Source organism: Dechloromonas sp. CZR5 (genome assembly GCF_008711155.1).
In the GTDB taxonomy this organism is placed as follows: Bacteria; Pseudomonadota; Gammaproteobacteria; order Burkholderiales; family Rhodocyclaceae; genus Azonexus.
The window spans coordinates 78,937-92,636 of the sequence record NZ_VUYQ01000009.1; the positions used below are offsets into that span (position 1 = coordinate 78,937).

The 13,700-nt window shown below is 60.0% G+C and carries 17 protein-coding genes; 8 read left to right on the forward strand and 9 right to left on the reverse strand.

What is annotated here, in order from left to right; genetic code table 11:
* The first annotated feature begins 19 nt into the window (after nt 1–19).
* Genes flgF through F1002_RS18430 form a run of 8 tightly spaced genes read left to right on the forward strand, consistent with a single transcriptional unit; the run spans nt 20 to nt 7,797 of the window.
* Nucleotides 20–763 carry a flagellar basal-body rod protein FlgF gene (gene flgF, locus F1002_RS18395; RefSeq protein ID WP_150430503.1) on the forward strand — a complete coding sequence of 248 codons (744 nt, stop codon included), beginning with the start codon at nt 20–22 and terminating at the stop codon, nt 761–763.
* Between the two features lie 13 nt (nt 764–776).
* Nucleotides 777–1,559 carry a flagellar basal-body rod protein FlgG gene (gene flgG, locus F1002_RS18400; RefSeq protein WP_150430504.1) on the forward strand — a complete coding sequence of 261 codons (783 nt, stop codon included), beginning with the start codon at nt 777–779 and terminating at the stop codon, nt 1,557–1,559.
* Nucleotides 1,560–1,568: 9 nt separating this feature from the next.
* The gene (locus F1002_RS18405) at nt 1,569–2,237 is read left to right on the forward strand and encodes a flagellar basal body L-ring protein FlgH (RefSeq protein ID WP_150430505.1); all 669 of its coding nucleotides are present in this window, start codon (nt 1,569–1,571) and stop codon (nt 2,235–2,237) included.
* 23 nt (nt 2,238–2,260) lie between these two features.
* Nucleotides 2,261–3,355 (forward strand): flagellar basal body P-ring protein FlgI, encoded by a 1,095-nt coding sequence (locus tag F1002_RS18410; protein ID WP_150430506.1) that lies wholly within the window; start codon nt 2,261–2,263, stop codon nt 3,353–3,355.
* Between the two features lie 14 nt (nt 3,356–3,369).
* The gene (gene flgJ, locus F1002_RS18415; RefSeq protein WP_223879672.1) at nt 3,370–4,329 is read left to right on the forward strand and encodes a flagellar assembly peptidoglycan hydrolase FlgJ; all 960 of its coding nucleotides are present in this window, start codon (nt 3,370–3,372) and stop codon (nt 4,327–4,329) included.
* A gap of 53 nt (nt 4,330–4,382) precedes the next feature.
* Nucleotides 4,383–6,371 (forward strand): flagellar hook-associated protein FlgK, encoded by a 1,989-nt coding sequence (flgK, locus tag F1002_RS18420; RefSeq protein WP_191090467.1) that lies wholly within the window; start codon nt 4,383–4,385, stop codon nt 6,369–6,371.
* 11 nt (nt 6,372–6,382) lie between these two features.
* A complete protein-coding gene (flgL, locus tag F1002_RS18425; protein ID WP_150430509.1) occupies nt 6,383–7,342 on the forward strand; it encodes a flagellar hook-associated protein FlgL in 960 nt (319 codons plus the stop codon).
* A gap of 26 nt (nt 7,343–7,368) precedes the next feature.
* Nucleotides 7,369–7,797 carry a hypothetical protein gene (locus F1002_RS18430; protein WP_150430510.1) on the forward strand — a complete coding sequence of 143 codons (429 nt, stop codon included), beginning with the start codon at nt 7,369–7,371 and terminating at the stop codon, nt 7,795–7,797.
* Nucleotides 7,798–7,800: 3 nt separating this feature from the next.
* On the opposite strand, the gene fliR is transcribed toward F1002_RS18430, so the two are convergent.
* Genes fliR through fliJ form a run of 9 tightly spaced genes read right to left on the reverse strand, consistent with a single transcriptional unit; the run spans nt 7,801 to nt 13,697 of the window.
* Nucleotides 7,801–8,586, reverse strand: coding sequence for a flagellar biosynthetic protein FliR (gene fliR / locus F1002_RS18435; RefSeq protein WP_150430511.1), 786 nt, complete (start codon nt 8,584–8,586; stop codon nt 7,801–7,803).
* 3 nt (nt 8,587–8,589) lie between these two features.
* The gene (gene fliQ, locus F1002_RS18440) at nt 8,590–8,859 is read right to left on the reverse strand and encodes a flagellar biosynthesis protein FliQ (protein WP_150430512.1); all 270 of its coding nucleotides are present in this window, start codon (nt 8,857–8,859) and stop codon (nt 8,590–8,592) included.
* On the reverse strand, nt 8,856–9,602 hold the full coding sequence (fliP, locus tag F1002_RS18445; protein ID WP_150430513.1) for a flagellar type III secretion system pore protein FliP: 747 nt from the start codon (nt 9,600–9,602) through the stop codon (nt 8,856–8,858). Before fliP ends, fliQ begins: the two co-directional genes overlap by 4 nt.
* Nucleotides 9,595–9,999: a flagellar biosynthetic protein FliO gene (fliO, locus tag F1002_RS18450; RefSeq protein ID WP_150430514.1), complete on the reverse strand. Its 405-nt coding sequence runs from the start codon at nt 9,997–9,999 to the stop codon at nt 9,595–9,597. The genes fliP and fliO overlap by 8 nt, the downstream gene beginning before the upstream one ends.
* A gap of 59 nt (nt 10,000–10,058) precedes the next feature.
* Nucleotides 10,059–10,502 carry a flagellar motor switch protein FliN gene (gene fliN / locus F1002_RS18455; protein WP_150430515.1) on the reverse strand — a complete coding sequence of 148 codons (444 nt, stop codon included), beginning with the start codon at nt 10,500–10,502 and terminating at the stop codon, nt 10,059–10,061.
* Nucleotides 10,495–11,511, reverse strand: a complete 1,017-nt coding sequence (gene fliM, locus F1002_RS18460; protein ID WP_150430516.1) for a flagellar motor switch protein FliM — start codon at nt 11,509–11,511, stop codon at nt 10,495–10,497. The genes fliN and fliM overlap by 8 nt, the downstream gene beginning before the upstream one ends.
* Before the next feature lie 6 nt (nt 11,512–11,517).
* Complete coding sequence (locus tag F1002_RS18465; RefSeq protein ID WP_150430517.1) at nt 11,518–12,084, reverse strand: flagellar basal body-associated FliL family protein; 567 nt, start codon at nt 12,082–12,084, stop codon at nt 11,518–11,520.
* Between the two features lie 30 nt (nt 12,085–12,114).
* On the reverse strand, nt 12,115–13,185 hold the full coding sequence (locus F1002_RS18470) for a flagellar hook-length control protein FliK (RefSeq protein WP_150430518.1): 1,071 nt from the start codon (nt 13,183–13,185) through the stop codon (nt 12,115–12,117).
* A 53-nt stretch (nt 13,186–13,238) separates the two neighbouring features.
* Nucleotides 13,239–13,697, reverse strand: a complete 459-nt coding sequence (fliJ, locus tag F1002_RS18475) for a flagellar export protein FliJ (RefSeq protein ID WP_150430519.1) — start codon at nt 13,695–13,697, stop codon at nt 13,239–13,241.
* Nucleotides 13,698–13,700 lie beyond the last annotated feature (3 nt).

The window sequence follows — 13,700 nt, forward strand, 5'->3', positions numbered from 1 at the left end:
CACCGATTGAGCCGCTGACATGGATCGTCTGATCTACACCGCGATGACCGGCGCCAAGCATGTGTTCATGCAGCAGGCCGGTACCGCGAACAACCTGGCCAATGCCAGCACCATCGGCTTCAAGGCCCAGGAGCATCGCTTCCGTGCCGTGCCGGTGATCGGTGAAGGGATGCCGACGCGGGCCTTCACGGTGGATGCCTCGGTCAGCGACGTGATGGACGAAGGGCCGCTGATGTTCACCGGGCGCAACCTCGATGTCGCGGTGCGCGGCCGGGGGTGGATCGCCGTCCAGTTGCCCGATGGCAGCGAGGCTTATACCCGCGCCGGCAGCCTGGATGTCGATGTGACCGGTCTGCTGCAGACCAAGAGCGGCTATACGGTGGCCGGTGAGGGCGGACCGATCAACATTCCGCCCGACAACAACATCGAGATTGCGCCCGATGGCACGGTTTCCGTGGTGCCGAATTTCGGTACGCCGAACAATTCGAATGCGATCGGGCGGATCAAGCTGGTCAACCCGCCGGAGGCCGATCTGGTGCGCGGTTCGGACGGCCTGTTCCGCCTGCGCAACAACCAGCCGGCCGATGCCGATGTGAACGTCAAGCTGGTATCCGGCACGCTGGAAGGCAGCAACGTGAACGTCACCGATGCGATGGTCAATCTGATCAGCTTGTCGCGCCAGTTCGAAATGCAAATCAAGATGCTGCAGACAGCCGATACGAACGCCCAGCGGGCCGATCAGCTGCTCTCCCTGAATGCCTGATAGGACCTGAATCATGATCCGTTCCCTGTGGATTGCCCGTACCGGTCTCGATGCCCAGCAGACCCAGCTGGATGTCATTTCGAACAACCTGGCGAACGTCAGTACCAACGGTTTCAAGCGTTCGCGCGCGGTGTTCGAGGACCTGCTCTATCAGACCATGCGGCAGCCTGGCGCCCAGTCGTCGCAACAGACCCAGGTTCCTGCCGGCCTGCAGCTGGGTACCGGCGCCCGTCCGGTCTCCACGGCGCGTATCTTCACGCAGGGCAATCTGCAGAAGACCGATAACACGCTCGATCTGGCCATACAAGGCAACGGCTTCTTCCAGGTCCTGTTGCCGGACGGCACGACGGGTTACACCCGGGATGGCTCCTTCCAGAAGGATAACCAGGGCCAGATCGTCACTTCCGATGGCTATCCGCTGCAGCCGAACATCACGATTCCGGCCAACGCGCTGAGCATGTCGATCGGCACCGACGGTACGGTGACCGTCACCCAGCCGGGTAGCGCTGCGGCGACGCAGATCGGCAGCATCCAGCTGGCGACCTTCATCAATCCGGCCGGCATGTTGAGCATGGGGCAGAACCTGTACCAGGAAACCGCGGCGAGCGGTACGCCGACGCCCAATACGCCGGGGACCAACGGTGCCGGCATCGTGAACCAGGGCTACGTGGAAACCTCCAACGTGAACGTGGCCGAGGAACTGGTGACCATGATCCAGACCCAGCGTGCCTACGAACTGAACTCCAAGGTGGTGTCGACTTCCGATGCGATGCTCGGGCGCCTGACCCAGTTGTAAGGTGATCTCATGAAACGCCCTGTCCTGATCTTGCTGCTGAGCGCCCTGTTGCTGTCGGCCGGGTGCGCGACGGTTCCGCCGACCAACGTGCATCAGCCGATGACGGCGCGTCCCTCAGCACGTTTCGACATGCCGACCGGCAACGGTTCGATCTACCAGGCGGCCAGCAGCCGGCCGCTGTTCGAGGACCGCCGTGCCCGCTACGTAGGCGATACGATTACGGTCAAGATTACCGAAAGCACGACAGCCTCTACCAAGTCCAACAACAAGCTGGATAAATCGAATACGGCCTCGGCATCGGTGTCCGGTCTGAACAAGCTGCCAGGCAAAGGGCTGGTCGGACTCAATCTCGAGGCCGAAAGCGCCAATGCCTTCAGCGGCAAGGGCGAAGCGGCGAACAACAACATCTTCAACGGCAACATGTCGGTGACCGTGATTGACGTCATGCCCAACGGCAACCTGCTGGTTTCGGGCGAGAAGCAGGTGGCGATCGGGAACGAGCAGGAATTCGTCCGTATCTCCGGGGTGATCAACCCGAGCTTTGTCGATGCCTTCAATACGATCGAGTCGTCGCGGATTGCCGATGCCCGGTTCGAATACAAGTCTTCCGGCCAACTGGCCGAAGGCCAGGTCATGGGCTGGCTGGCACGCTTCTTCCTTAGTGTGATGCCGTTCTAGGGAATTTCTTGCGGAGGCGCATCATGAAGACGAAAAGCGGCAAACTGTTCCGGCAGACGGCAATTCTGGCCGCCTGTCTGCTGCCGCTGTGGTGCCAGCCGGCGCTGGCCGACCGGATCAAGGATCTGGCCAGCATTCAGGGGGTGCGCAACAACCAGTTGATCGGTTACGGCATCGTCGTCGGTCTCGACAACACCGGCGACCAGACCACGCAGACCCCGTTTACCACGCAGGCCATCGCCAACATGCTGTCGCAGTTGGGCGTCAATCTGACCCAGGAGCAGTCGCAGAAACTGCAGCTCAAGAACGTGGCGGCAGTCATGGTCACGGCCAACCTGCCACCTTTCTCGCGGCAAGGGCAGAGCATCGATGTCACCGTGTCGTCGATGGGCAATGCCAAGAGCCTGCGCGGCGGAACCTTGCTGATGACGCAACTCAAGGGGGCCGACGGTCAGGTATACGCCATGGCCCAGGGCAGCGTCATGGTCGGCGGAGCGGGGGCTTCGTCGGGCGGCTCCAAGGTGACTGTCAACCATCTGTCGGCCGGACGTATTCCTGGCGGCGCCAGCGTCGAGCGCGCCGTCCCGACGCTGATCGGACAGGGTGGCGTGGTTTATTACGAATTGTCGACGACCGACTTCGGCACCGCCCAGAAGGTGGTCGATGCCATCAACCGGAGCATGGGGCCGGGGACCGCGCAGGCTATCGACGGTCGGCGCATCGCGGTGCGTACCCCGGAGGATGCCGATTCGCGCGTTGCTTTCCTGGGGCGTGTCGAGAATCTCGATGTCCAGCCGGTGGCAGGCATGGCCAAGGTCATCGTCAATCCGCGTACCGGCTCGGTGGTCATGAACCAGAAGGTGACCCTGGAAGCCTGTGCTGTCGCGCACGGCAGCCTGTCGGTGGTGGTCGATGCCGGCCAGCCGCAGCTCGGACAGGGCGCCGACATCCAGGTCAAGCAGGACAACGGCAGCCTGATGAACGTCAAGGCCGGCGCCAACCTGGCGGATGTGGTCAAGGCATTGAACGCGCTGGGTGCCAACCCGCTCGACCTGCTCGCCATCCTGCAGGCCATGAAGGCTGCCGGGGCGCTGCGCGCCGATCTCGAAATCATCTGATCCCGACGATGTCGATGAAAATACAGAACACGCCCAACCGGGCGGCTTTCGACGTCCAGTCGGCGCAGGATTTGCGCAGCCAGTTCGCCAAGAATCCGCAGGAAGGGCTGAAGGCGGCTGCGCAGCAGTTCGAGACCATGTTCCTGCAGATGGTCATGAAGAGCATGCGCGATACCGTACCGGACGACGGCATGCTCAACAGCGAGCAATCGAAGTTCTACACCAGCCTGCTCGACCAGCAGATGGCGCAGAACCTTTCGTCCAATGGAAAAGGCGTCGGATTCGCCAAGTTGATCGAGCAGCAACTGGGGCGCACGATGGTCGGCAATGCCCCGGAGGGCGATGCGCAGGGGGCGGCAAACGCTGCCGCCGGCGACTTGCCGCTTGCCGCTTCCGATGGCCGCCATCTGCAGTACAAAACGGTGCTCGGCAATCTGCCGACTTCCGCGGCATATCCACGTGCCAATGCGACGGCTGCACCAGCTGCCGCAACGGAGATGCCGGCCAATTCGAAAGAGTTCGTCAATCGGGTGTGGCCGTATGCGGTCGAGGCTTCGCGCTCGACCGGCGTTCCGCCGCAGTTCCTGGTTGCCCATTCGGCGCTGGAAAGCGGTTGGGGGCGCTCGGAAATACGTCGCGCCGACGGCTCGCCCAGTTACAACCTGTTCGGTATCAAGGCCGGCAAGAACTGGAACGGTGCGACGGCGGATACGACGACGACGGAGTACGTCAATGGTCAGCCGCAGCAGTCGGTCGAGCGTTTTCGGGCTTACGGCTCGTACGAGGAGGCTTTCCGCGATTACGCCAATCTGCTGCGTAACAACGCGCGCTTCGGTGCGGTGATCGGGTCGCAGGATGGCACGGAGTTTGCGAAACGTTTGCAGCAGGCTGGCTACGCCACCGATCCGATGTATGCCGACAAGTTGTCGCGCATTATCAATGGCCCCGCATTGCGGCAGGCACTGATCGGTTGATGGCTTCCTAAACTTTACGGTAGTTTGGCCGTTAACCTCCTAGAGGTGACATGATGGGTACAGGAATTTTCAGCATCGGAGTCAGTGGCATCGCGGCAGCGCAGATGGGCTTGCTGACGACCGAACATAACGTGGTGAACGCCAATACGCCGGGCTACAGCCGTCAGACGACGACGCAGGCGACCAACATCGCGGTCAATACCGGTGCCGGCGCGATGGGGCAGGGTGTCCATGTGCAGACCGTCAAGCGGATGTACGACAGCTACGTCAATTCCCAGGTCAATACCGCCCAGACCCAGGTCAGCCAGCTGGATTCCTTCTACAGTGAAATCAGCCAGATCGATAACCTGCTGGCCGACCCCAATGCCGGCTTGTCGCCCGCACTGCAGAGCTTTTTTGCCGGTGTCCAGCAGGTTGCGTCGAATCCGTCGCTCCTGCCGGCCAGGCAGTCGATGATCAGCAGTGCGCAGACGCTGGTGGGCCGTTTCCAGGACATCCAGAGCAAAATCGGCGAAATTGCCGATGAGGTCAATGGTCGTATCACGGATGCCGTGAGCGAAATCAATGCCTATGCAGCCCAGATCGCCGACGTGAATCAGCGGATCGTGGTTGCCGAAGCTGCCTATCAACAACCGGCCAACGACCTGCTCGATCAGCGCGATCAACTGGTCAGCGAACTCAACAAGCGAATCCGGGTGCAAACGAGCACCAATTCCAATGGCAGCTACAACGTCTATATCGGCAACGGCCAGCAGCTGGTTGTCGGCTCGCAGGTGATGCAGCTGACGGCCACCGCCTCGACCTCCGATCCATCGAAGATCGTTGTCGGCCTGAAAACCAATAGCGGAACGCTCCAGATGCCGGATTCGCTGATTGTCGGCGGGCAATTGGGCGGCTTGGTCGATTTTCGCAATCGCTCCCTGGATTCGGTAGGAAACGAGCTGGGACGCATCGCCGCATCCGTGGCGCTTACCTTCAATGCCCAGCATGAGCTTGGTCAGGATTTGCAGGGCAATATTTTGGGGAATGCCGGATTTGTCGGCAATTTCTTTTCGATACCGTCTCCCATGGTTTTGCCGAACGCGGGCAATACGGGGACGGGCGCCGTGTCGGCAAGCCTTGCCGCACCGAGCAATTCCGGGAATTTTTATACCAATCTGACCAACAGCAACTATCAGGTGGCTTTCGGTGCCGCCGGCGCGTACACCATCACGCGCCAGAGCGACGGGCAGCTGGTTGGCAGCGGTAGCGGTGCCGGTTCGGTTACTGTGGATGGCGTAGCGATCACCATTGGTGCGGTCGGCAACAATGGCGATACCTTCGTGATCAAGCCGGTGGCCGATGCGGCGATGACGATCAGTGTCGACGGCCGGATTGCCGCCGACCCGCGTCTGGTTGCCGCTGCCGCACCGGTTCGTACGGCTCCGGTCCAGACCAATACCGGTTCGATGACCATCTCGCAAGGCAGCGTCGCGACCGGCTACAGCATGGCGGGATTGCCGGTGACGCTGAGCGCGACGGCGACCACGCTCAACGGCGTCCCTGGGACATGGACGGCTGTCTATTCGGACGGTACGAGTTCGGCGCCGAGCTCCGGTAACATCCCGTTGACTGCTGGCGCGGCAACCCTGGCGAAGATCACCTTCAACGGCATGAGCTTCGATATCAAGGGAAGCCCGGCAGCCGGCGACCAGTTTACGGTGCAGCAGAATACGGCAGGTGTTCAGGACGGCCGGAATGCGGTGCTGTTTGCCAAGCTGCAGACGCAGAACACCGTCTCCGGCGGCACGGCAACCTACCAGGCGGCCTTTGCTCGTCTGGTGGCCGATAACGGCATCATGACCCGAGAAACCAAGGTCAAGATGGATGCGCAAACTTCCGTGCTCAAGCAGGCGCAATCGGCGCGTGAGGCACTTTCCGGGGTCAACCTGGACGAAGAGGCCGCTGAGATGCTGAAGTTCCAGCGTGCCTACCAAGCATCTTCCAAGATACTGGAGGTCGGTAATCAGCTGTTCGATACCATCCTGTCGCTTGGCAGATAAGGAGAAAGCCCATGCGTGTCAGTACCTCGATGATTTTCACTAGCGGCAAGCAGGGTATCCAGGACCGGCAGTTCGATCTGTACAAGACCCAGAACCAGCTATCCACCGGACGCCGTGTGTTGACACCGGCCGATGACCCGATTGCCGCTTCGGAGGCGCTCAAGGTCGAGCAATCCAGAGGGGTCACCACCCAGATGCTCGACAACCAGAACACGGCCCTGTCTTCCCTGACCTTCCTGGAGGGAACGCTGAGCAGCGTGAACAACGAACTCGACGCGATCTTCGCCCGGGCGAGCGATGCGGGAAATCCGACCTACAGTGCGTCGGATCGCGGCATGCTCGCCGCCGAGTTGAAGAAGCGCATGCAGAATCTGGTCAGCCTGGCCAACACGCAGGACGGTACCGGCCTGTATATCTTTGCCGGCTTCAAGGCGACGACGCAGCCCTTCCAGAACAATGTGGGTGCGACCCAACCCTACGCGCTGGGTGGCGGGACCCTGGTCAATTACAACGGTGATGCCGGGCAGCAGTCGCTGCTGGTTTCCCAGTCTGCCGAAATGCCGATCAGCGAGAACGGCCTCGATGTGTTCATGCGCGTCAAGGATGCTTCAGGCAATGTCGTTGGCCGGAGCGTCTTCGACAGCTTGCAGAACATGATCGACATTCTCGATCCGACCAGCGGCGTTCCCTATACGGCCGCCACTTACAACCAGGCCATTGGCGACCTGCGTTCGGCCATTTCCCATGTGGCCAATGTGCGCGCCACGGTCGGCGCCCGCCAGAACTCTCTGGAGACGTTGATCGAGGGCAGCAAGGATCGCAACCTGCAGTACACCCAGCGCCTTTCTGATTTGCAGGATCTCGATTACACCGAGGCCATTTCGCGGTTCGCCAACTACAAGATGCAACTCGAAGCCGCGCAAACGACCTTCAAGGAAATCAGTCAGCTGAGCTTGTTCAACATCCTATGAAAACAAGAGTTCTAGTGGGGATGGCCGTGTGCGTCGCCTTGGTGGGTTGCACCAATACCGGCAGGACAGGGGGCTCGCCGCTGATTCCCGATCAGGCCATTCGCCTGACCGCGCACACTTCGGTTTCGTTGACGACCTTGCTGGTGGGGGCCGCGATCTATGCCTACTACGATCCGCTGGCGCCGAACTGGGAGATCGAGGAGGAGCGGCTGGACGACGAGACCTATCGGTTCTCGATGAAGATGAAGCGCTACCATACCGGCGGCTCGGGCGAATCGATACAGATACTCAAGCGCCGAGCCAATCAGATACAGCGCGAGCAGGGGTTTGGCGGATACCAGATTCTCGAATACAGCGAAGGTATCGACTCGCAGACAATCGGCGCCCGGCGCGTTGCCGAAGGAACGATCAAGCTGGTCAAGCCCCAGCAGGCCGACTCGTTCATGCTGAACTGAGCGTTACGGTTTTCCGGGAACCATAACGCCGAGCATCGCTTCGAGTCCGACCTGGAAAATGCCCTGGAACGGCGGCGCCAGGTAATTCAGGCTGATGGCCAGGATAAGGAAGCCTCCGATCAGGGTGAGCGGGAAACCCAGTGCGAAAAGATTGAGTTGCGGTGCGGCCCGCGTCAATACGGCCAGTGCGACGTTGGTGATCATCAGCGCCGCCATGATGGGCAGGGACAAGAGCAGCCCTGCGGAAAATATCTTGCTGCCGAGTTCGGCAATGTTCAGCCAGGAGCCGGCACCGACGGGCACGTTGCTGATCGGAATGGCCGAAAAGCTTTGGGCCAGGGTCGCGAGATAAAGCAGGTGTCCGTTCAGCGACAGGAACAGCAGCAAGGCGACCAGGTTCATGAATTCCGCGATGACGGGGGTTTGCGAGGCGTTCAAAGGATCATAGAAGGTCGCAAAACCAAGCCCCATCTGGCTGCCAATGAATTCGCCCGCGAACAGGAATGCCGTAAAGACAATCTTCGCGGCGAAGCCCATACCGATACCGATCAACATCTGCTGAGCCATGATCCATAGTCCGGCTGGCGAAGCGGGCTGCACTTCCGGCATTGGCGGCAAACCGGGGGCGAGGGCGACGGTAATCGCAATGCCGATGGTCAATCGAATACGCTTGGGTACGCCGGCTGTACTCCACAACGGAGCCGTCGCGATGAATCCCAGGATGCGACTCAGCGGAAAGATGAAGGCAACGATCCAGGCATCGATCTGGCCGGAAGCGATGCTGATCATGGATTAGCCGATGAGTTGGGGAATGCTGCCGAACAGGCGCTGGATATAGTCGATCAGGTACTGCAGCATCCACGGGCCGGTCAGCAGCAAGACGACAAACATGGCAACCAGCTTGGGAACGAACTGCAAGGTCGATTCGTTCAGCTGCGTTGCGGCCTGAAAGATGCTGATGATCAGGCCGACGACCAGGGCGGTGACGAGCAGCGGTGCCGAAATCAGCAGGGTTACCTCGATCGCCTGGCGGCCAATCTCCATGACGGTCCCCGGCGTCATGGCGAAAAGCTCTGGACCAGTGAGCCGATGATCAGGTGCCAGCCGTCGACCAGAACGAAGAGCATCAGCTTGAACGGCAGAGCGACCATGACCGGAGACATCATCATCATGCCCATCGACATCAGCAGGCTGGCGACCACCATGTCGATCACCAGGAAGGGAATGAACAGGATGAAACCGATCTGGAAGGCAGTCTTGAGTTCGCTGATGACAAAGGCCGGGATCAGTATGCGCAGCGGCGTGTCCTCTGGCTTGTCGATCTTGTCAATCTTCGCGATGCCGGCGAACAGTGCCAGGTCGGCTTCGCGGGTCTGCTTGAGCATGAAGCCGCGCATTGGTGCTGCAGCCCTCTCGGCAGCCTGCATGACGTTGATCTTGTTTTCCGACAAGGGAAGATAGGCTTCCGTATAAACCCTGTCGAGTGCCGGGCTCATAATGAAGAAGGTCAGGAATAAGGACAGCCCGACGATGATCTGGTTGGGGGGGGTGGTTGGCGTACCCAGCGCATGGCGCAGCAGGGAGAGGACGATCACGATGCGCGTGAAGCCGGTCATCATCAGCACGGAGGCCGGGATGAAGGTCAGCGCCGTCATCAACAGCAGTGTCTGGATCGTCAGCGAATAGGTCGTTCCGCCGCCGGCGGCCGGTGCGCTGGTGATTGCCGGAAGGCCGCCCGTGGCCTGAGCCAGCGCCAGTCCGGCGGGAAGCAAGAGCAGGAGCGAGGCGAGCAGGCGTTTAATCATGTTGTGAGCGATTGGCGACGGTTTGCAGCCACTGGGCAAAAGGTTTTTCGGCCGAGGCGGAGGATGTTGCGTCCGGGAGGCTGCCCTTGTCCATACGGTGCAGTGTACGAATCTGGCCAGGAACGATGCCGATGACCAGCCAGTCATTGCCAACTTCGAGCAGCACGATTCGCTCGCGAGGGCCTAGCGCCACGCCACCGATGACCTTCATGCCGGCCTGTCCGAAGCCTTTGCCGCCGGAGACCTTGCGTGCCAGCCAGGCCGTTGCAGCCAGCAGGGCGACGATAAGGGCCAGGGCGAAGCCGGCCTGGATATAGGTCCCTGACGAGATGCCCGGTTGAACGGCTTCGCCGGCTTGGGCTGCGGCAGGAAGGAGCAGAATTAGGGTGCGTAACAAGGCGGGTTTCGCTAGCGGAGATCGTAGCCCGCTATCTTAATCGAAACTCCGCAGCGCGTTCAGCGATTGAGCTTACGCATCCGTTCGGATGGCGTGATGATGTCGGTCAGGCGGATACCGAACTTGTCATTGACCACGACGACCTCGCCCTGGGCGATCAGGGTGCCGTTGACCATGACATCCATGGGTTCGCCGGCCATGGCATCGAGTTCGACGACCGAACCATGGGCAAGCTGCAACAGGTTCTTGATGGTGATCTTCGTGCGGCCCAGTTCGACCGTGATCTGAACCGGAATGTCCAGGATCATGTCGAGTTCGTTCATCATGCCGGCATTGCCGCTGTTGCCGCCGAATGAGGGGAAAATGTTCGCCGGCTGGGCATTGACCGGCTCGGCCGGGGCGTCGGAAACGGTCTGCTCGGCCATGGCGGCAGCCCAGTCGTCTTCGCTGATCTGGCCTTCGTCGGCGGCGTTACTCTCGATGTTTTCCATTTCGTCAGCCATTGTTTTCTCCTGGTGCCGGTTCCGCGTGGGCGGTTTCCGGCGAGGCGGCGATGAATCGCTCGACCTTCAAAGCGTATTGACCATTCTGCTGGCCGTAGGTGCACTCCATGAGCGGAACGCTGTCGACCAAAGCCTCGATCTTGTCCGGGATGTGCAGGGGAATGACGTCACCGGCCTTGAGTCTGAGTATCTGTCCCAGCGATACCTTGCCTGAGCCCAGCATGGCTACGATTTCAACCTCGGCACCTTGCAGTTGCTTGCGCAGGGTGCCGATCCAGCGCTTGTCCGAGGACAGCTGGTCGCTTTGCATGGTGCTGTACAGGAGGTCGCGGATAGGCTCCAGCATCGAATAGGGGAAGCAGATGTGCATGTCGGCCGTTGCGCCACCGAACTCAAGCGTAAAAGTCGTGGAAACCACGATTTCCGACGGAGTGGCGATGTTGGCAAACTGCGAATTCATCTCCGAGCGGATGTATTCGAAGCTCATGTCGTAGACGGGTTTCCACGACTTGCTGTATTCGGTGAAGACTACATTGAGCAAGCCCTGGATGATGCGTTGCTCGGTTGCCGTGAAATCCCGCCCTTCGACGCGCGTATGGAAGCGACCATCGCCACCGAACATGTTGTCGACCACCAGGAAGACCAGATTCGGGTCGAACACGAAGAGTGCCGTGCCCCGCAAGGGCTTGGCGACGACGAGGTTCAGGTTGGTCGGTACGACGAGGTTGCGGATGAACTCGCTGTATTTCTGGACGCGAATCGGGCCGACCGAGATTTCCGCGTTCCGGTGCATGTAGTTGAACAGGCCGATACGCAGGTAACGGGCAAAGCGCTCATTGACCAGTTCCAGGGTCGGCATCCGGCCGCGGACAATCCGTTCCTGGGTGCCGATGTTGTAGGCGCGAACCCCCCCGCCTTCACCTGTGCTGTCCTCAGGTTCGTCAGTCTCGCCGGTGACGCCCTTGAGTAGGGCGTCAACCTCATCCTGGGAGAGAAAGTCGCCTGCCATGGCTCCTTACTGGATGATGAAAGAGGTGAAAAGGACGGACTTGACCGGACCTTCGGAAGCCGTGATCTCGCCTTTCTTATTCTTCTTGGGCGGTTCAATGACCGAATTGATCTCTTCCTTGAGCGCTTCGGCCAGCTTCTCTTTGCCTTCCTTCGGCAGCAGTTCCGAGGCTTTCTTGGAAGAGAGCAACAAGGTGATGTTATTGCGAATTTTGGGGGTCAATGCCTTGAGTTGCGGGTCAGCGGTCGCATCTTCGAGTTCGAGCGAAAGGATCACCTGCAGGTATTGATCGCCGGTTTCAGGAACCAGGTTGACCGTGAACGGGTCGAGATTGACAAAGACCGGAGCGGCGTGCGCTTCTTTCTTTTTGTCCTTTTTCTTGGGCTTGGCGGTTTCTTCGGCGACTTCCTCGTCGCCTTCCTCGTGATCGCCCTTCTTGAGCAGCATGAAGGCCGCGCCACCGCCGGCCAGGACAACCACCAGAACAACGGCCAAGATGATGATCAACAGTTTTTTGCTTTTTTTCGGAGCGACTTCTGCCCCTTCTTCCGCTGGCTTGGCATCCTTGGCCATGTTCTCTCCTGTCTAGAGTTTCCTTGTCCGTCAGGCAAACAGGTCTACAAGGCCCCGGCCTTGTTGCAGGGGCGTTGCGACACCTGCGCCTGGCGCATTGTCATTGGCCGGGAGTATAGCGTTTTCAAGCGTTGCTTGGGTTCTGTTTGGCGTTGTGAAAGGGGTATTCTGGTTTTGCTGTGCCAGATTTGCACCGACATTGGTATCGCCCAGGCTGATGCCGGCGGAAGCAAGCATTTCCTTCAGTTGGGGCAAGGAGCTTTCGATTGCCTGGCGTACTTCGGCGTGAGGCGACGCGAATACGGCGGTTGCCTGGTCACCGCTCAGGCTTAGTGTGATCTGTACAGGACCGAGTTGTGGCGGATTGATGTTGATCTGGGCGCTTTGTATCTCTTGGTTGGCCATCCAGACGACTTTCTCGCTGAATTGCTGCGACCATGCCGGGTTATGCAGATGGGCGGCGACACTGCTCATGTTTGATTGTCCGCCTGGTGCGACGCCGCGCTGATGGAGCGAGGTGGCAATCGCATCGTTGAATGCAGGGACGTGCCCCATGCCGGGTTCGCTGCCGGCGGCAATATTTGCCGTGTCAAGGAGTGGCTTGGTTGCCGGTGCCGGATCGCCGGAGAGTTTCGCCTCCGTGCCGGAGACGCCCAGGCCGGCGCGTTGCGCGGCTAGCGCCTTGTCCAGAATGGGAAGGTCCTTGGGAGTAGATTCGGTCGGGATATTTCCCGCCAGCAATTGGCCTTTCGAGGCAGCGGAGAGTGTGTCGCTGTTCAGTTCGATGCTTGGAGCTTCGCTGCGGGCAGCGGGCTGGTTTTGAGCGGTGCCGAGCATGGCGATAAGCGCTGCCGGGTCGAGCTGCAATATGCCGGCATCGGCGGCGGTGTCGCTCGTGAGCAAGTCTCGCGTGCCGGCGTCATCGGCCAAGGCTTTGGAGGCGAGGGATGGGTCGCTTCCCTGAGACATGAGTGCGGACAGGGACTGGCCCGATAGCAGGGTGGCGAAATCGCCGGGCAGCGCACTGCTCGTACCGGTAGAGCTAGCGCCTGAGTTTGTGCTGACGCCGCTTGCTCGCTGTGAAATGACACTCAGGCCCATGGCCAAACCTTTGAAAAGATTGTTTAGCCAGCTGTGAGCAATATGCGTGCCTGTCAGGAGTCCTGGTCGGATGAGTCCTTGATGCCGTATTTCCGCGTGGAGAACTCATCCTGCAGTTTTTGCTCGATCTTGTTCTCGCGATAACGCTCACGGGCATCATGTCGTTGGGACAAGGTGTCAATGGCTTTCAATTGCTTGTTCTGGCTTTGCCAATGCACCTGGCCCGCTTTGGTGTTGCGTTCGGAATCCTGTACGGCAATCCGTTGCTGCTCGATGGCTTCGTCGATTCTGGCCAGGAAATCCTGATAATTGAGCATGACCAGCCGGGTGATGCCTTGGGCGACGGCTTCCCGCAGGCGTTGGGCGTATTCCTCGCGATACTGTTCGAGCATCTGCAAGCGGCTGCGCTGGCTTTGTTCTGCCGCGATCAGTTTGCCGAGGGTCCTGGTCGCCTCGTCGGTGCGGGTTTGCATCAGGTCCAGCAAGGGTTGCAGGGAAAATGTCTGAGGCATGGG

Excerpts from the sequence above, each read along its gene's own strand:
- flgG (WP_150430504.1), top strand. The coding sequence starts at position 777 with ATGATCCGTTCCCTGTGGATTGCCCGTACCGGTCTCGATGCCCAGCAG.
- flgF (WP_150430503.1), top strand. The coding sequence starts at position 20 with ATGGATCGTCTGATCTACACCGCGATGACCGGCGCCAAGCATGTGTTC.
- fliQ (WP_150430512.1), bottom strand. The coding sequence starts at position 8,859 with ATGACGCCGGGGACCGTCATGGAGATTGGCCGCCAGGCGATCGAGGTA.
- fliM (WP_150430516.1), bottom strand. The coding sequence starts at position 11,511 with ATGGCAGGCGACTTTCTCTCCCAGGATGAGGTTGACGCCCTACTCAAG.
- fliJ (WP_150430519.1), bottom strand. The coding sequence starts at position 13,697 with ATGCCTCAGACATTTTCCCTGCAACCCTTGCTGGACCTGATGCAAACC.
- F1002_RS18410 (WP_150430506.1), top strand. The coding sequence starts at position 2,261 with ATGAAGACGAAAAGCGGCAAACTGTTCCGGCAGACGGCAATTCTGGCC.
- F1002_RS18405 (WP_150430505.1), top strand. The coding sequence starts at position 1,569 with ATGAAACGCCCTGTCCTGATCTTGCTGCTGAGCGCCCTGTTGCTGTCG.
- fliN (WP_150430515.1), bottom strand. The coding sequence starts at position 10,502 with ATGGCTGACGAAATGGAAAACATCGAGAGTAACGCCGCCGACGAAGGC.
- F1002_RS18470 (WP_150430518.1), bottom strand. The coding sequence starts at position 13,185 with ATGGGCCTGAGTGTCATTTCACAGCGAGCAAGCGGCGTCAGCACAAAC.
- flgK (WP_191090467.1), top strand. The coding sequence starts at position 4,383 with ATGGGTACAGGAATTTTCAGCATCGGAGTCAGTGGCATCGCGGCAGCG.
- flgJ (WP_223879672.1), top strand. The coding sequence starts at position 3,370 with ATGAAAATACAGAACACGCCCAACCGGGCGGCTTTCGACGTCCAGTCG.
- F1002_RS18465 (WP_150430517.1), bottom strand. The coding sequence starts at position 12,084 with ATGGCCAAGGATGCCAAGCCAGCGGAAGAAGGGGCAGAAGTCGCTCCG.
- flgL (WP_150430509.1), top strand. The coding sequence starts at position 6,383 with ATGCGTGTCAGTACCTCGATGATTTTCACTAGCGGCAAGCAGGGTATC.
- fliP (WP_150430513.1), bottom strand. The coding sequence starts at position 9,602 with ATGATTAAACGCCTGCTCGCCTCGCTCCTGCTCTTGCTTCCCGCCGGA.
- fliR (WP_150430511.1), bottom strand. The coding sequence starts at position 8,586 with ATGATCAGCATCGCTTCCGGCCAGATCGATGCCTGGATCGTTGCCTTC.